We start from the raw sequence: 15666 nt of genomic DNA, 5'->3' as shown, positions 1-15666 counted from the left end.
CGCCGCGATCTGGGAGGATGATCGCATGGCGGCACTGATCTGGCTCGTGGGCGGACTGCTGCTGATCGCCGCCGAGGTGCTCTCGGGTGACTTCGTGCTGGTGATGCTGGGCGTCGCCGGGTTGTTCGGCGCGGGTACCGAGGCGCTGTTCGGTGAGCCGGTGCTCAGCTTCGTGGTGTTCACCGTCGTCTCGTTGGGGTTGACGACGGTGGCGCGGCCGGTGTTGCGGCGCCGGTTGGGTGGGGCGCACGTGCGGGACAATGTGGCCGCGTTGGTCGGTGAGCGCGCGGTTGTGGTGGCGCGGGTCGACGAGCACGGTGGGCGGGTGAAGCTGCGCGGCCAGGAGTGGTCGGCGCGCACGCTGGACGCCACTCAGGTGTTGGAGCCCGGGTCGTCGGTGACGGTCATGGAGATCGCCGGGGCGACCGCGGTGGTGTGGGCCGACCAGTAGGCCCGCGAGAGGTTGGAGGGTGTTGTGAGTGTGCCGCTGATCGTGGGCATCGTGGTGGTGTTCTTCGTCCTGGTCGTGATGGCCAAGTCGATCAAGGTGATCCCGCAGGCGCAGTCGGCGGTGATCGAGCGGTTGGGCCGGTTCCGGACGGTGGCCGAGCCGGGGCTCAACGTGCTGGTGCCGTTCTTCGACCGGATCCGGGCGCGGATCGATCTGCGCGAGCAGGTGGTGTCGTTCCCGCCGCAGCCGGTGATCACCCAGGACAACCTGACGGTGTCGATCGACACGGTCGTGTACTTCCAGGTGACCGATTCCCGGGCCGCGGTGTACGAGATCGCGAACTACATCATCGCGGTGGAGCAGTTGACCACGACGACGCTGCGCAACGTGGTGGGTGGGATGAGCCTGGAGGAGACGTTGACCTCCCGCGACCACATCAACGGGCAGTTGCGCGGGGTGTTGGACGAGGAGACCGGTCGCTGGGGCATCCGGGTGGCGCGGGTGGAGCTCAAGGCGATCGACCCGCCGCCGTCCATCCAGGACTCGATGGAGAAGCAGATGCGCGCGGACCGGGAGAAGCGCGCGATCATCCTGACCGCGGAGGGCCAGCGGGAGGCGGCGATCAAGACCGCGGAGGGGTCGAAGCAGAGCCAGATCCTGGCGGCCGAGGGCGCGAAGCAGGCGACGATCATGGCGGCCGAGGCGGAGCGGCAGTCGCGGATCCTGCGGGCGCAGGGTGAGCGGGCGGCGCGGTACCTGCAGGCGCAGGGTCAGGCGAAGGCGATCGAGAAGGTGTTCGCGGCGATCAAGGCGGGTCGGCCGACGCCGGAGGTGTTGGCGTACCAGTACCTGCAGACGTTGCCGGAGATGGCCAAGGGCGACGCGAACAAGGTGTGGATGATCCCGACCGACTTCAGCCGGGCGTTGGAGGGTTTCGCGCGCCAGTTCGGCATCAAGTCCGACGACGGGGTGTTCCGGTACGAGCCGTCGGAGGAGCCAGCGTCGTCGGTGTCGCAGGTGGACGACGAGGAGGTGTCGGACTGGTTCGACACCTCGACCGACCCGGAGGTCGCGCGGGCGGTGCGGGCGGCGGAGGCGGTGGCGCAGAAGCCGGTCGACCCGCTGTTGCCGCCTCAGGTCTGAGTGTGTCGGTGGGTGCTGCTGTACTGGCGGCATGGGTTTGCTGACGGAGTACTTCAGGGCGCCGGGTGCCGGGGTCGTGGTGTCTTGCCTGGAACGGTCGGATGCCGCGTCCCCGGTGGGCGAGTTCGACGGTGTGCGGGCCAAGGGCCTTGAGGTGTTGGTCGTGTTGGGACGGTTGGTGGCGGCGGCGTCGGGTGTGTCGTACCGCAGTGGTGAGCACGAGGCGGTGTGGCCGACGACGGCGGAGCCGACGGAGTTCCCCGGGGATGGGGATCCGTGGGCGGAGGGGCCGTGGGTGTACGAGGTGGGCCTGGAGGCGCACGACGCCCTGGCCGGGATCACGGACCCGGGGGCGGTGGCGGCGCGGTTGGTGCTCGCGGAGGAGTTGGCGGGTTCGTCGGCCGGGGAGTGGGAGCCGGTGGTGGCCGAGTTGGCGGGGTTGGCGCGTCGGGCTCGGGCGGCGAGTGAGCGGTTGTACTGCTGGATGTGTGTGTAGTGGAGTTGTCGTACTTCCGGGCGCCTGGGGACGCGGCGGTGCTGCGGGGGTTGGCTGATCTGGCGACATTCCCGGATTTCGACGGGGTGGACGCGAAGTGGGTGGGTGTCGACGCGGCCCTGGACCGGTTGGTGGCGCTGGCGTCGGGGGTCGCGGAGCACGTGATCGAGGAGCGCCAGGTGTGGCCCGCGACCGCGGAGCCGGACGGCCCGGTGTCGGCTGGTGATCCGTGGATGACGGGGCCTTTCGTGTCCGAGTGGGACGTTCGTACTCGGGACGCGTTGGCTGGTGTGTCCGATGAGGACTTGCCGTCGGTGGCGGCGGCGTGGATGCGCGGCGAGGAGCTGGATGGCCCGGCGGATGCCGGGGTGTGGCAGCGGTGGGTGGCGGCTCTGGTGGGCGTTGCTCGTGCTGCTCGGGACTCGGGGGAGTCCTTGTACTGCTCGATCGCCTGACCTGGCGCGTCTCGGTCGGAGCCCGTTCCTTCACCGGGTTCGTCGACAGACGACAGAAGTCATCCATATTGGGATCTTGTGCCACCTGGTGGTGGTGCCGGTGGTTTGTTGGTGTGGCGGGGAGTTCCGGCGAGACAGTAGTTGGACATGCCGCAGTTCTGCGGTCTCGCCGTGCGTACGGGCTGCCACGATCAGGTGGGAGTTTGGTGCGCGGAGGGGGCGGTCATGACATCGGGTGTTCGGGCTGATCAGGTGGTCGCAGTGGTCGCCGGGCACGTGCTCCGGGTCGCTGGTGGTGAGCCGTGGCCCCCGGGGAGTGCGGCGGAGCGGCTGTACGGGCTGGTCGTGGCGCGGGCGCGGGAGGTACCCGCGTGGTCGGTGGCGGTGCGGCGGTTGGTGGACGCGCCGGACGACGAGGCCGCGCGGGAGTCGGTGGTCGACGTGGTTGTGGCGATGTGCGCTGGTGACGCGGGTTTCGCGGCCGCGGTGGGGGCCGCGTTGGTCGAGGTGGGGCGGTCGTCGCACGGGGTGGACGTGGTGATCCGCAACGCCATCCAGGACGCGGTGATCGGTGGTCCGGCGATCCAGGCAGGAATGTTCAGCATGACCGGCGGCGCCATCGCCTCCGGCGACGTCGACCAGTCCCGGCACCGCACCGTGCGGGTGGGCATGGGCGGCCTGCTGGCCTTGGTCGTGGCAGGCCCTCTGCTGGGTGGCGCCGCCGGGTACTGGACAGCGGTGGAGCAGATCGCGGATCCCGGCTCGGCCGCGTCGCAGGAGAGTCCGTTCGTACTCGTGGGGGTAGGCGGATCGCCGAGTCAGTCCCGGGTGGTGGCCGAGCGGGACGCGGCCGTGAGGATCCTGCCGGACCTGGACAGCGTGCCCAGCGGCTGGCGACTGGTGCAGGGCACGCCGAAGGACGTCTCCTGCCCACCCGGGTGCCGGGACGCGCTGGTGTCGGTGACCACCGAGTACAACCCGGACGCGCTGACCGACTGGGTGGGGATGACTGTGCACACCTTCGGCAGTGTCGAGGATGCCAAGTCGGGCTATTCCGCGGTGAAGGACCAGTTGGGCAGCAGGACCGAGACCTGGGCGGCTCGCATAGCGGACGAGCAGCCTTCGTTGTCGGAGGTTTCCGCCTCCGACCACTCACGCACGACGCTGCAGGGAACCGGTGGCGACGAGTACGAGGCGATCACCTGGTACCTCGAGCTGGGCAGGGGATTGTCGTCGGAAGAGTTCCGGGGGATCAGCGTCGTGCTGCGCGTTGGCACCGTTGTGGCCACTGTGGACTCCCTTGACAGCTTCAGTACAGCCGATGCCGACGTGGTGCGGGCCCTGGCGCGGGCGGTGGTGGACAGGGCCCAGCAGGCTCAGCGGGGTGAGATGCCCTCAGCTCTTGTGGCGGGGCGCTAGGCGAGGTGGCGGCGGAACCAGGTGGTGAGGTGGGTGTCGACCTCGCGGGCCTGGGGGAGTTGGGGTGCGGGGACGATGCCGGGTTCCTCGGCGAGGGGGTGGGTGAGGTCGGGGATGGTGTGGAGTTCGGCGCGGTCGCCCAGGGTGGTGGCGAGGTGGTGGGCGTCGGCGTGGAGGGCTGGGTGGTCGTGGGCGCCGGTGATGATCAGCAGGGGGGTGGTGATGGTGTCGGTCTTGGTGGTGAAGTCGAGGTCGTCGACGATGGCGGTGGTGTGGGTGTCGTAGGGGTAGTCGCCGGGGAAGAGGGCGACGACGGAGCGCATGCGGATGGCGCCGTTGACGATGGCGGCGGCGCGGACCGGGGTGTCGGTGCCGGTGAGGACGCGGAGTGCGACGGCGGCGCCGAGTGAGGCGCCGAGGATGCCGATGGGGCCGTCGTCGGTGGTGAGGTGGGTGCGCAGGGCGGCCAGCGCGGCGGGGAACTCGTCGGTGGCCTGTTCGACGAAGGGGTGCAGGAAGGACATCAGGGGGTCTTGGCTGGCGAGGTCGACGATGGCGTCGGTGGTGCCGTTGACCATGCGGGCCCCGCACAGGGGCATGGCGAGGTGCACGCGCCAGGCGGGGACGTCGGTCATGGGCAGTGCGGCGGCGAAGGCGGCGTCGGAGCGCGGTGGGTCCATCATGTGCCAGGTGACGATCAGCGGTGCGGGGCCGTCGTGTGGGGGTGGCAGGGCGGTGAAGGGGACGTTCCCGGCGGTTCCGGTGATCGGTGGGCGCATACGGCCACGGTAGGTGCGGGGGCTCGCGCGGGGTGGTGGTTATGCCGCGGGCGGACGTGGGCGCTTGGAGTTGCCGGCGGTGCCAGGTCTTACGTGTGCTCGGTTGGGTCCCGGTTCACCCGTGGTCGTGTGGCTACTTGTGCGGTGACCCGGGTCAAGCCTGGACTACCCGCACGTCGCGCATCCCCCTGGCGGCGGCGACGCGGTGGGCCTCGGCCTCGATCTGTTCGCCGACGGTGAGTGTGGTGAACGGGTCGATGGTGAGGGTGAGGGTCTTGCCGGAGGTCTTGGTGCGCCAGGTGCCGACGATCTCGCCGTTGGCCAGGACGGCGCCGGGGTTGCCGATCATGCGCCACAGCTGTTTGCGGTGGGTCTCGTCGGGGACGATCAGGGCGCGGTCGCGGGTTTGCAGCCACGGGTCCAGGGGTGGCAGGAGCCGCACGAGGTCGGCGGTGGGGGCGGTGCGCAGGGCGTCGAGGTGGGCCTCGGGGAACCAGCGGCCGTCGCCGATCTCGACCAGGTCGTCGGGCCAGACGGGTGCGACGTGGGTCTGGGTGGTGTCGAGGAACGCGGCGACCTCGGCGCGGGTGGCGGGTCCGTGCAGCCGCAGGTAGGCGTCGATGACGGGGCCCGCGCCGGTGGGCTCGGTGGGGATGGGGTGCCGGTGGGGCAGGGGGCGTAGTCGGGTGGGGCGGGACTCGGCGTGCACGGTGACCCCGGCGAACAGGCCGATGGTCTGGAAGAGGCTGCCGTAGATGTGGGTGGCGGCGCAGACGGTGCAGTCGTAGCCGTAGGGGGCGGGTAGGCGGGCGGTGATCTCGGTGCTGACCTGGCCGCGGGGTTTCTCGGTGTCGACGACCTCGCGCATCGCGGTGGCGGCGGCGGTGTAGGCGGTGAGTCCGGGGATCCCGGCGCGGCGCAGGGCGGTTCCGCAGGCGTTGAGGCGGGCGGTGGCGTCGGCGTCGGTGCGGGGCCACAGGGCGGCGGCGAGGGCGGGGATGTCGGTGGCGCGCAGCAGGTGGGGTGCGCCGCGGTGGGCCCAGAGGGTGGTGAACCCGTCGAGCGGGGTGTCGGTGGGCAGGCGGGCGGCGAGGGCGACCTGGGGTGAGCGGCTGCCCGCGTCCTGGACGCCGAGGTCGAACACGGCCAGGCGCGCGGGGTCGGGTTGGTCGCGGTGCAGGCCGTGGGTGGCGGCGCGGTAGGCGAGGACCTGGGCGCGGGTGATGTCCACGGTCAGTCGATCCGGAGGACGTCGTGGGTGGTGACGGGCCCGGGGTTGGCGCCGCAGCTGGCGGGGCGGTCGGGTCCGGTGGCGCGTTCGGCGACGGTGACCCGCCAGCCGCGGCCGTCGACGTGGCGGACGCCGATGCGCCAGTGGCCGTCGTCGTCGAGTTCGGGGTCGCGCACGCGCAGCACGTCGGGGTGGGTGGTGTTGGTGAGGTCGCGAACGGCGAGTTCGGCGGCCTGCCCGGCGGGGGCCCAGGTGGAGCGGCCTCGGCAGCGGTCGGTGGTGACGGTGGTGGTGGTCAGCAGGGCGCGGGCCCGGTCGGTGTCGAGGTCGCCGTAGGTGTAGCCGGTGGGCAGCAGGAGCCCGGTGGGGGCGAAGCGGTGTCCGCCGATGTGGGTGCACTCCCACACGGCGTCACCGTGGGTGGCGGCGAGGTCGGCGGCGACGGGTCGGCCGAGGACGGCGCAGCACAGGTCGCGGCGGCCGTTGGTGCACACCAGCAGCACCGGCCAGGTGACCGGGTCGCCGAACCCGCCGACCTCCCCGGCGCCCGCGGCGGCGAAGTCCAGGTCGAGCAGCAGTTTGGGGTCGGCGAAGGTGTCGCGGCGCAGGAACGCGCGGCCGGGGGCGGTGTGGGCGAGGTAGACGCGGCGCGGGGTGGGGCGGTGCCGGTCGGGGTGCGGCCCGGGGCGGCGGATCAGCACGACCCGCACCCCGGTGCCCTTGGCGCGCGCGGCGAGCTCGGCGGCCAGGCCGGTGTCGAGGTGGCTCTGGGTGAGCGCGTCACGGCCCCACGGCCCCGGCTGCTCGACGCACAACCAGGTGGTGGCCGTCGCGGCACTGCCCGCGAAGGGTTCGTCGAGCGCGCGCGACACCGCGGAACACGCGGCGGCGGGCAACGCCGGGGGAGAGGTGGCCATCGGCACAAGGCTCTCACGGCGGATACCGCCGTTCGAGTGCACCAGCCCTATCCGCCGGGTGAAGGCGTGTCGGCGCCGCTGGTTCGGCCCTTCCGAACTTCACCCGTCCCAGCGACAGAAGTTATCCACATGTGGATCTTCGGCGGCCTGTTTGAAGATCCACTGTCGGTGCCCCCCGATAGACTGGCACTGGGACGCCCCCCGGTGTGGGTGGGGGCTGGGCAGGGTCGGGACCGCGTGCGCGCGAAGCGGCGTTGGTGGGGGCTAGAGGCTGGTCGCGGCCTGTTCGGCGGTGGCGGGGATCGCCGGGTCCTGCAGGTTCCTGTGCCAGACGACGGAGTTCCGCTCGCCCCCGTCGCGGTCGATGGACGTGCGCCAGGCCCGGTCACGGCGGGGAGGCCACGACCACGGTGACCAGCAGGGTGATCGCGACGCTGGGCTGCGCTACCCAGTGTCGATCAGTGTCGTTGGCGGATCACCGGGGCTAGTCGGGGGTGGGGGAGTTGTGGGCTGCTCGGGTGAGGCGGGCGGCGACTGTGGCGAGGCGGGTGGTGAGTTCGGGTGGGGAGTGGACCTCGAACTCGCAGCCGATGAGGGAGATCCAGATGGCGAGGCCGTCGAGGGAGTTGGAGCCCGCGCGCAGGGTGCAGGAGTGGGCGTCGAGGGGTTCGAGGACGCCGGAGGTGGGGCCGATCTGTTCGGCGGCGGCGTCGAGGGGCATGTGGAGGGTGAACACGCCCTGGTAGCGGTAGGCGGAGTTGGACAGTTTGTACGAGGTGTAGGCGGCCAGGTCCTGGTCGGGGGGATCGCGGGGGGTGAAGCGGGGGCCGGTGGGGGTGCGGGCGGTGAGGCGGTCGACGCGGAAGGTGCGCCAGTCGTCGCGGTCGGTGTCGAAGGCGACGAGGTACCAGCGGCGGCCGGTGTTGACCAGGCGCAGGGGTTCGACCTCGCGCAGGGTCTCGGAGCCGTCGCGGTCGCGGTAGTCGAAGCGCAGGCGGTGGTGGTCGCGGCAGGCGGAGGCGATGACCGACAGGGTGTCGGGGTCGACGGTGGGGCCGCGGCCGGGCAGGGGCAGCATCGCCGAGTGCAGCGCGTTGACCCGGCCGCGCAGCCGCGCGGGCAGCACCTGCTCGAGCTTCGCCAGGGCCCGCACCGAGGTCTCCTCGATCCCGGCGACCGTGCCACCGGAGGCGGTGCGCAGCCCGATGGCGACCGCGACGGCCTCCTCGTCGTCGAGCAGCAGCGGCGGCAGCGCGGCCCCGGCGCCGAGCCGGTAGCCGCCGGTGGTGCCGGTGGAGGCGTGCACCGGGTAGCCGAGCGAGCGGAGTTTGTCGACGTCGCGGCGCACGGTGCGGCCGGTGACGCCGAGCCGCTCGGCCAGGTCGGCGCCGGACCAGTCACGGCGGGTCTGCAGCAGCGAGAGCAGTCGCAGCAGCCGCGCGGAGGTCTCCAACATAGCCCCAGTCTGGCACCCGTTGCGGACCACACCGGTCCGCAATGGTGGGTAGGTTCTGGCCCGTGACGACCCCGGTGCTCACCCGCCGCGCCCTCAACCGCGCCCTGCTCGCCCGCCAGCACCTCCTGGAACGGGCCCCGCTGTCGCCCCTGGCGGCGATCACCCACCTGATCGGCCTCCAGGCCCAAGCCCCCAACCCGCCCTACATCGGGCTGTGGTCGCGGTTGGCCGACTTCGCCCTCGCCGACCTGGCCGAGTTGCTCAGCGGCCGCCAGGTCGTGCGGCTGGCGTTGATGCGCTCCACCATCCACCTCGTCGCCGCCACCGACGCCGACCCCCTGCGCGCGGTACTGCAACCCGCCCTGGAGCGCGGTGTGGGCCGAGAGTTCACCGACGCCGACGAGATCACCGCGACCGGCGCGGCCATCCTCGCCGAGGAGCCTCTTACCGCCTCCGAGCTCGGTAGGCGTCTGTCCGCGCGGTGGCCCGACCACGAACCCGACCGGCTCGCCGCCGTGGTCCGCGCGCGTGCGGGGCTGGTGCAGGTACCGCCACGCGGGCTGTGGGGGTCATCCGGGCAGGCAAGGCACACGACCCTGTCCGCCTGGCTGGGAGAACCGGTCGCCGCGCCGATGAGCGTCGACACGCTGGTCCGCCGCTACCTGGCCGCGTTCGGGCCCGCGAGTCCCGCCGACGCGCAGGCGTGGTCCGGTCTGACGGGGCTGCGGGAGGTGTTCGAGCGCCAACCCGACCTGCTCGCCTTCCGCGACGAGTCCGGCCGCGCCCTCTACGACCTGCCCGAGGCGCCCCGCCCGGACGAGGACACCCCGGCGCCGGTGCGGCTGGTGGCGGCGTTCGACAACCTGGTCCTGTCGCACGCCGACCGGTCCCGGGTGATCGACGACGAGCACCGCACACCGGTGATCATGGGCACCGGCAACGGCAACGTCCGCCCCACCGTCCTGGTCGACGGGCGGGTGGTCGGCATGTGGGGCACACAGCGGACCAAGGGGACGGCCGTGCTGGAGGTCATCCCGTTCGGCACCCTCACCGCCCGAAGCCGCCGCGCGGTGGAGGCCGAGGCGCGGCGGCTGCTCGCGGTCACCGACCCGGACGCCGAGGCCGTCGAGGTCCGCTACGCCTCCCGGTAGACGAGGGTGAACCCGTCGTGGCCCTTCTCGCCGACGGTCTGCACCGCCGTGGCCGCCACCCGGGACTCGGCCCTGATCAGCTCGTGCATGCGGCGGGTGCCGACGACGGCGGGGGAGGTGTCGTCGGGGTCGGCGACCCGGCCGCCGCGCACCACGTTGTCGATGATGATCACCGAGCCCGGCGCGGTCAGCCGCATCGCCCACTCGAAGTAGGCCGGGTTGTTGTCCTTGTCGGCGTCGACGAACACCACGTCGAACGGCCCGGTCAGCGTCGGCAGCGTCTCCAGGGCCGGGCCGACGAGGACCTCGACCACCCCGGCGAGCCCGGCGGCGGCGATGTTCTCCCTGGCGACCGCGGCGTGGCGCGGGTCGAACTCCAGGGTCACCACCCGCCCGTCCTGCGGCAGCGCCCGCGCCAGCCAGATCGTGCTGTACCCGCCGAGGGTGCCGATCTCCAGGACCCGGCGGGCGCCGCGCACCCGGGCGATCAGGTTGAGCAGGCGGCCCTGATTCGGCGCCACCGCGATCTCGGGCAGCCCGGCGTCGGTGGCGCGGCGCAGGGCGTCGTCGAGGGCCGGGTCGGGCGGCAGCAGGGCCGAGACCAGGTAGTCGTCGACGGCGGTCCACAGCTGTTGATCAGACATGGCACCACCCTAGCCATCGCGCTCGCGGCGACTCTCGACCTCGACTTGAGGTTTATGGTTGGCTGGTGAACCCTCGACCTCACGGTTATCCGGAGCGGATGCCCTAGGGTCGGGTACATGTCGGATCGTGCCTGGCCCCGCACCGACGCCACCGACGAGCTGCGCCTGCAGTGGGAGTTCCTCGCCTTCCTGCGCGCCACCGCGCTCATCAAGGCCACCGGACTCACCCCCGCGCAGGCCACCGAGACCCCACTGCCCGGCTCCCCGACGATGAGCGTCCTGGGCCTGCTCAAACACCTCACCGCCGTCGAGCGCTACTGGCTCACCCGCGTCGCGGGCGGCTCCGACGCCCCCCTGCTGTGGGACCCCGACGACGTCCACGCCGAATGGCGCCCGACCCCCACCGACACCCTCACCACGGTCACCACCGCCTACCGCGCCGAGTGGACCACCGCCGAGACCGCCATGTCCGGCCTCACCCCCGACGACCCGGCCCGCGCCGACCCCACGCGCACGGTCCGCTGGACCCTCACCCACGTCATCCAGGAAACCGCCCGCCACATCGGCCACCTCGACCTCCTCCGCGAACACCTCGACGGCACCACCGGCGAATAGCCCGCCGGTCCGCTCGGTGGATCACGACGGCCGCCAGGGGCCTGCTCCTCAGGGCGAGGCCGGTGGTCAGCGCTCGACCATGGGCCGGGCGTCGGGGGTCCTAGGCCGGGTTCATCCGGCCCAACACCCGCAACCCCGCCTCGGTCACCCGCACCGCCACGTCCCTGGTGCCCAACACCACCCGGAACACCACCAACTCACGCCGCTCCAGCACCGTCAACGCCTCCGCAACCCACTGCGGCACCCGACCAGCCGGACCACCATCCGAGCCCGCCCACAGGAACCCCATCGGCACACCCCACAGACCGGAGTGGAACAACACCGCGCCCTCCGCGGCGTGCCGCAACGCGCGTGTCTCGTCCTCTGTCATCCCAGACCTCCCCAGATCCCCGCGGGCCGCGTGGTACCGATCACCGGCCTTATCGGCAGGTTCGCGCGGCGGCCAAGCAATCACCACCCCTGGCCCGCCCCCGACTCACCCCAGCCACCGACCCGCACCACGCGTCAACCCGTCCCGCACCACCCCGGGCGCGAACGACGCCCCCGCCGCCGCGACCGCCAACCCGGCCACCTCCGCGTCCGACAACCCGAACGCCGACCGCACCACCGCGTACTCCGCCGCCAAACCCCGACCCGTCACATCCGGCACATCGGTGTTCACCGTCACCACCAGACCCGCCGCCACCAACCCCGGCAACGGGTGCCGCTCGACCGACGCCACCAACCCCAGCGCCACGTTCGACGACACGCACACCTCCACCGCCACCCCCCGCTCCCGCAGCAACGCCACCACCGACGGGTCCTCCAACGCCCGGAACCCGTGCCCCACCCGCTCCGCGCCCCCGACCTCCACCGCCTCCCGCACACTCGCCGCCTCCGCCGACTCACCGGCGTGGTGCACCAACCGCAACCCCGCCGCCCGCGCCTCCCGCAACACCCCCGCGAACGGCGCCAACGGATACGCCTCGTCCCCGGCCAACCCGACCCCCACCACCTCCTCGTGGGCCAACGCCAACTCCACGGTCCGCTCCAACCGCGCCACCGACTGCCGCCGCGAGTGGTCCAACAACACCCGCACCACGATCCCGTGCGCCCGCTGCCCCTCCCGCAGACCCGCGATCACCGCCGCCAGCGGCATACCGAGGTCGCCCAGCCGCTCACCGTGCGACGCCGCCGTGAACGTCACCTCCGCGTACCGCGTCCCCTGCGCCGCCTCATCCGCGCAGAACTCCACCGCCAACCGGCGGAAGTCCTCCGGCGACCGCAAACACCCGCGCAGCACCGAGTTGCGGTCCGCGAACTCCCGGAAACCCCGAAACGGCCCCCGCGACGGCACCGCCACCCCCTCGCGCCCAGCCAACTCCGCCACCAGCCCCGGCCGCGCCGTGCTCTCCAGGTGGACGTGCAAGTGCGCTTTGGGCAACCCGACCAGATCCCGCACCCGTCCAGGTTAAAAGGCCCCCACCCGAGACCGCTCCCGGTTTTCCCACCCACCCGGCAACCTTTCCCCCACCACCGCGATCAAGGGGGGAGTAAGGCACCACCCCACCCACCGGAAGGCGCGGAACCCACCGTGGCACTGACGTTCGCCAAGCCCGACCGCAGACTCGACATCACCGTCGACCGCACCGGCCGCCACGTCACCGTCGCCGCCGCCGGGCGCATCGACCTCGCCACCGAGACCCCCTGGCACGACCAGGTCATGCACGCCTGCACCGCCACCGACGACACCACCCGCGTCACCGTCGACCTCACCGAGGTCACCTTCCTCAGCTGGGCCAGCACCGCCGTCCTGCTCCGCGCCCACCGCGCCTGCCAACGCCGCGGCCGCGCCCTGCGCGTGCTCGCCTGCGGACCCGTCCTCACCGGCCTGCACCTGACCCGCCTGCACGAGGACATCACCGTCACCCCCACCCTGCGGCCCGTCCAGAGCACCCGCCCCCGCGCCTGCTCCGGCTGGCTCATCGCCTGACCGGGTGAACCCCGACTGGCAGCCCGCCGCCGACCACCGCAGGGTGGATCGGTGGACTTCCCCCAGTTGGACGCCCTGAGCGGCCAGTACGAGAGCCCCTTCGCGACCTTCCTCGCCCACACCGACCAGAAGCGCAAGGCCAACCGCTACCTCGACGACCTCACCGCGCGCCTCCCGCGCCGCGGCACGTTCATCGACGCGGGCGCGGGCACCGGCGACACCGTCGCCCACCTCGCGGGGAAGTTCGACCACACCATCGCCATCGAACCCAACCCCGCCCTGCGCGCCCACCTCGCGGGCAACGCCCCCACCGCCACCATCGTCGACGTCCCCATCCTCGCCGCCGACCCCGGCCACCAAGCCGACCTCGTCTACTGCGGCCACGTCCTCTACTACATCGACCCCGACCTCTGGCAGGACCACATCGACACCCTCAGGTCCTGGACCGCCCCCGACGGCGAGTGCGTCATCGCCCTGCAGAACCCCAACAGCGACTGCATGGTCATGCTCCGCGAGTTCGGCGGCCCCCACTACCCCCTCCCCAAGACCACCAAGGCCGACACCACCACCGTCCCCGCCTTCGTCCAGACCGACGACCTCACCACCGCCCTCGACATCGCCGCCTTCATCCTCGGCCTCGCCCCCCTCCCCGTCACCCGAGACCTCGTCGAGGACTACCTCACCCACCGCTTCCGCTCCGCCAACGGCTACCTGTTCTCCTGCACCCAGGACTTCCACCACATCCACCCCTGAGCACCACGCCCTGCCCCCGGCTGGTCACCGTGCCCGGTGGACCACGGTGGCGATGCGATGGCCTGGGCGCCGGTGGGGGAGCACCTGGGGTCGGCAGTGCCGTGGATTGTCACGGTGGGGGAGCCGAGACCGGCAAGGTAGCGAGAACCGGATGGCCGACCGCCGGTCGTGGGCATCAGCGAGGTCAGGGATCGGCGGTCGGCCCGGGTGCTCGATCGCGGTGGTCTTGGCGATCATCGACGCGCCGAGCAGGTGCGCGCCCCGACACCGAGGACTCCGCGTAGATCAACATCGCGGGGGAGTGCCGAGCCGGTCCTGGATGGTGTCGAAGAACGCGGTCTTGGCCACGGTGTAGGCGTCGTTGCCCGAGTCGCCCGCGTGTGCGGCGGCCAGGTCGCGCTTGATGGCCTCGTAGTCCCGCCGCAACCGCGGGTCGGCGCGCAGCAGGTCCCGGAACGACCTCGTGTAGTGCCACCACGGCGACCCGATCTCACGCACGTGCAAGATCGCCCGCTGACCCGGGTCAGCCGACGCGAACAGCCGCTTGTCCCACCGTGCCCCCGCGCCGACCCGACCCCGGGGCGCGTCACGCAGCACGCCAGGCGACCCCGGTACATGCGGCGCCACGTCCACGAACCCGGCACCAGCCAACGCCTCCGCCAACCCCGGCAACTCCGCCAGCGACGGCACCCCCAGTTGCAGGTCGACCACCGGCTTCGCCGCCAACCCCGGCACCGACGTCGACCCGATGTGATCCCACACCACCCCCGCCACACCCACCCGCCGACCCAACCTGCCCAGCAACCGACCCGCGACCACCGCCCACCCTGGATCCCACGCACTCAACCTCGGCGGGCCCACCGCCGCCGCGAACCGCCCCGCCGCCACGTTCCGCGCGAACGGCTCCACCCGACCCACCCACAACGCCTCAAGCTCCTCCACCGACGACACCACCGCGTCGACATCCGGCGACCCACGCCCACCGATCACGAACGCCGCACCCTCCACCGACCCCAGACGCGTCAGGCCCGCGCGGTCCAACTCGACCAACCTGGCACCGTCCACAGCGCCCACGACAGCGATCTCCACGGCCACACCAGCCAGGATGCCCGGGGGAGCCGCACCACGGCGCACCCGGTCCCGGCCCGCCGCAGGGCGTAGGGGGCGCCACATGACCGATACGCCAGCCGCCAGGCCCGCAGGGGTCGATCCCTCCGCCCGCGGACAACGCCACACCACCACCCGCCGCGGACCCACTACGCCGCTCGCACACGAGCGCCCTGTGGATCGCCATCGTCCTCGTGCTGCTGCTGATCTTCGTCCTGCGGAACACCCAACCGGTGACCTAACGTCGACATCGCCACCATCAACGTCATCTACCCCTTCACCGAACCGGTTTTCGCCGCCCAGGCGCGAACCAGGGGACCGGTGGGCAAGACCAGGGTCCTTGTTCGCGGGCAGGCTCAGCCCCGAGAAGGGCGTCCACACCCTGCTGGAGACCCTGCACATCGACATCATCGAGCAGGACGCCGACCTCACCTTCACCGCGACCACCGCGGGCGCCGACAGACCGCAGGGCAGGATCATCGAGCGGCTCCTGGGCCACCACCCGGAGGCTCGGCACGCGGGCTGCTGGGTCATCGCCTCCGACGACCGCGGCCTCCCGGAGACCGACTGCGGCGGCGTCGTCCTCATCGCCCCGGACAACGCCGAGGCGCTCGCGTTGGGCATCCGCGAGGTCATCGCGGGCAGACCGTTCACCGCGGCGAGCCGACAGGACGCGGGGACCAGGTTCACCGTGGCGCAGTCGGTCGACAGCCTGCTCGCCGTCCTGGCCCGACCCCAGGCCATCCCGCCCGCGGTCAACATCAAGCAACTCGAGGAACTCGTCCGCGCCCCGTCGGCCGAGCGGCCCCACGCCATCAAGCCGATCGCGGCCGTCCAGGAGAGGGCCGGATCAGCGCTACTTGACATAATGTAGATTATCAACCAAACGCCGACCTGGGATTCCGGGCGCCGAGAGGGCCTGGACACCGCCTGCATACGTCACAGTGACGATTCGCCGGTGATCAAGCCGCGGGCATCGAGTTGCCCGCTGGGCGACCCCTAGAGCGCCCGCCGAAGACCCGAGCCGAGGCCAGGCGGCTCCAGGGGTTCGGGCGTGCGGGACGAGCGCGTGTCGAC

Annotated in this window: 17 protein-coding genes and 1 pseudogene; 10 read left to right on the top strand and 8 right to left on the bottom strand. The window is 72.1% G+C overall.

Annotated elements, in window-relative coordinates:
• Positions 1-25 precede the first annotated feature (25 nt).
• From CLV68_RS15465 to CLV68_RS15445, 5 genes and pseudogenes are all read left to right on the top strand, one after another.
• The gene (locus tag CLV68_RS15465; RefSeq protein ID WP_121392303.1) at positions 26-451 is read left to right on the top strand and encodes an NfeD family protein; all 426 of its coding nucleotides are present in this window, start codon (positions 26-28) and stop codon (positions 449-451) included.
• 78 nt (positions 452-529) lie between these two features.
• Positions 530-1576, top strand: a pseudogene (locus tag CLV68_RS15460) (SPFH domain-containing protein); the annotation flags it as partial.
• Positions 1577-1625: 49 nt separating this feature from the next.
• Entirely contained in the window at positions 1626-2090 is a 465-nt protein-coding gene (locus CLV68_RS15455) for a hypothetical protein (RefSeq protein ID WP_121391344.1), read from the top strand.
• On the top strand, positions 2090-2545 hold the full coding sequence (locus CLV68_RS15450; RefSeq protein WP_121391342.1) for a hypothetical protein: 456 nt from the start codon (positions 2090-2092) through the stop codon (positions 2543-2545). The genes CLV68_RS15455 and CLV68_RS15450 overlap by 1 nt, the downstream gene beginning before the upstream one ends.
• Before the next feature lie 225 nt (positions 2546-2770).
• Positions 2771-3964, top strand: a complete 1194-nt coding sequence (locus CLV68_RS15445) for a hypothetical protein (protein WP_147460008.1) — start codon at positions 2771-2773, stop codon at positions 3962-3964.
• Here the strand turns inward: CLV68_RS15445 and CLV68_RS15440 are convergent.
• The 4 genes from CLV68_RS15440 to CLV68_RS15425 form a co-directional block, all read right to left on the bottom strand.
• Positions 3961-4743 carry an alpha/beta hydrolase gene (locus CLV68_RS15440; RefSeq protein ID WP_121391337.1) on the bottom strand — a complete coding sequence of 261 codons (783 nt, stop codon included), beginning with the start codon at positions 4741-4743 and terminating at the stop codon, positions 3961-3963. The genes CLV68_RS15445 and CLV68_RS15440 overlap by 4 nt on opposite strands.
• 154 nt (positions 4744-4897) lie before the next feature.
• Positions 4898-5974 (bottom strand): DNA glycosylase AlkZ-like family protein, encoded by a 1077-nt coding sequence (locus CLV68_RS15435; RefSeq protein ID WP_170224384.1) that lies wholly within the window; start codon positions 5972-5974, stop codon positions 4898-4900.
• 2 nt (positions 5975-5976) lie between these two features.
• Positions 5977-6891 (bottom strand): ferredoxin family protein, encoded by a 915-nt coding sequence (locus CLV68_RS15430; protein ID WP_121392301.1) that lies wholly within the window; start codon positions 6889-6891, stop codon positions 5977-5979.
• 484 nt (positions 6892-7375) lie between these two features.
• Positions 7376-8347 (bottom strand): helix-turn-helix transcriptional regulator, encoded by a 972-nt coding sequence (locus CLV68_RS15425; RefSeq protein WP_121391335.1) that lies wholly within the window; start codon positions 8345-8347, stop codon positions 7376-7378.
• Between the two features lie 62 nt (positions 8348-8409).
• On the opposite strand from CLV68_RS15425, the gene CLV68_RS15420 reads away from it, so the two are divergent.
• The gene (locus tag CLV68_RS15420) at positions 8410-9498 is read left to right on the top strand and encodes a winged helix DNA-binding domain-containing protein (RefSeq protein ID WP_121392300.1); all 1089 of its coding nucleotides are present in this window, start codon (positions 8410-8412) and stop codon (positions 9496-9498) included.
• Here the strand turns inward: CLV68_RS15420 and CLV68_RS15415 are convergent.
• Positions 9483-10142: an O-methyltransferase gene (locus CLV68_RS15415; protein WP_121391333.1), complete on the bottom strand. Its 660-nt coding sequence runs from the start codon at positions 10140-10142 to the stop codon at positions 9483-9485. The genes CLV68_RS15420 and CLV68_RS15415 overlap by 16 nt on opposite strands.
• Before the next feature lie 117 nt (positions 10143-10259).
• Between CLV68_RS15415 and CLV68_RS15410 the strand changes: the two genes are divergently transcribed.
• Positions 10260-10757: a mycothiol transferase gene (locus tag CLV68_RS15410; RefSeq protein WP_121391331.1), complete on the top strand. Its 498-nt coding sequence runs from the start codon at positions 10260-10262 to the stop codon at positions 10755-10757.
• 100 nt (positions 10758-10857) lie between these two features.
• Here the strand turns inward: CLV68_RS15410 and CLV68_RS15405 are convergent, their stop codons facing one another.
• Together CLV68_RS15405 and add are read right to left on the bottom strand one after the other, a co-directional pair.
• Positions 10858-11127 (bottom strand): hypothetical protein, encoded by a 270-nt coding sequence (locus CLV68_RS15405; protein ID WP_121391330.1) that lies wholly within the window; start codon positions 11125-11127, stop codon positions 10858-10860.
• Between the two features lie 105 nt (positions 11128-11232).
• Complete coding sequence (gene add, locus CLV68_RS15400; protein ID WP_121391328.1) at positions 11233-12198, bottom strand: adenosine deaminase; 966 nt, start codon at positions 12196-12198, stop codon at positions 11233-11235.
• A 132-nt stretch (positions 12199-12330) separates the two neighbouring features.
• On the opposite strand from add, the gene CLV68_RS15395 reads away from it, so the two are divergent.
• Together CLV68_RS15395 and CLV68_RS35650 are read left to right on the top strand one after the other, a co-directional pair.
• Entirely contained in the window at positions 12331-12729 is a 399-nt protein-coding gene (locus CLV68_RS15395) for an STAS domain-containing protein (protein ID WP_170224383.1), read from the top strand.
• A 51-nt stretch (positions 12730-12780) separates the two neighbouring features.
• A complete protein-coding gene (locus CLV68_RS35650) occupies positions 12781-13482 on the top strand; it encodes a class I SAM-dependent methyltransferase (protein WP_121391326.1) in 702 nt (233 codons plus the stop codon).
• Between the two features lie 285 nt (positions 13483-13767).
• Here the strand turns inward: CLV68_RS35650 and CLV68_RS15385 are convergent, their stop codons facing one another.
• Positions 13768-14577 carry a GrpB family protein gene (locus tag CLV68_RS15385; protein ID WP_170224382.1) on the bottom strand — a complete coding sequence of 270 codons (810 nt, stop codon included), beginning with the start codon at positions 14575-14577 and terminating at the stop codon, positions 13768-13770.
• Positions 14578-14929: 352 nt separating this feature from the next.
• On the opposite strand from CLV68_RS15385, the gene CLV68_RS15380 reads away from it, so the two are divergent.
• Entirely contained in the window at positions 14930-15463 is a 534-nt protein-coding gene (locus tag CLV68_RS15380; protein WP_121391322.1) for a glycosyltransferase, read from the top strand.
• The last annotated feature ends 203 nt before the right edge of the window (positions 15464-15666 follow it).

The organism is Actinokineospora cianjurensis, assembly GCF_003663795.1.
GTDB classification, from domain to species: domain Bacteria; phylum Actinomycetota; class Actinomycetes; order Mycobacteriales; family Pseudonocardiaceae; genus Actinokineospora; species Actinokineospora terrae.
Note: the sequence above shows the minus strand (reverse complement) of the source record. Positions and strands in the feature narration are given on the sequence as shown.

What these genes read in the sequence shown, in the direction of transcription:
- CLV68_RS15445 (WP_147460008.1), top strand. Translation starts at nt 2,771, where the DNA reads ATGACATCGGGTGTTCGGGCTGATCAGGTGGTCGCAGTGGTCGCCGGG.
- CLV68_RS15455 (WP_121391344.1), top strand. Translation starts at nt 1,626, where the DNA reads ATGGGTTTGCTGACGGAGTACTTCAGGGCGCCGGGTGCCGGGGTCGTG.
- CLV68_RS15415 (WP_121391333.1), bottom strand. Translation starts at nt 10,142, where the DNA reads ATGTCTGATCAACAGCTGTGGACCGCCGTCGACGACTACCTGGTCTCG.
- CLV68_RS15430 (WP_121392301.1), bottom strand. Translation starts at nt 6,891, where the DNA reads ATGGCCACCTCTCCCCCGGCGTTGCCCGCCGCCGCGTGTTCCGCGGTG.
- CLV68_RS15440 (WP_121391337.1), bottom strand. Translation starts at nt 4,743, where the DNA reads ATGCGCCCACCGATCACCGGAACCGCCGGGAACGTCCCCTTCACCGCC.
- CLV68_RS15410 (WP_121391331.1), top strand. Translation starts at nt 10,260, where the DNA reads ATGTCGGATCGTGCCTGGCCCCGCACCGACGCCACCGACGAGCTGCGC.
- CLV68_RS15465 (WP_121392303.1), top strand. Translation starts at nt 26, where the DNA reads ATGGCGGCACTGATCTGGCTCGTGGGCGGACTGCTGCTGATCGCCGCC.
- CLV68_RS15425 (WP_121391335.1), bottom strand. Translation starts at nt 8,347, where the DNA reads ATGTTGGAGACCTCCGCGCGGCTGCTGCGACTGCTCTCGCTGCTGCAG.
- CLV68_RS15405 (WP_121391330.1), bottom strand. Translation starts at nt 11,127, where the DNA reads ATGACAGAGGACGAGACACGCGCGTTGCGGCACGCCGCGGAGGGCGCG.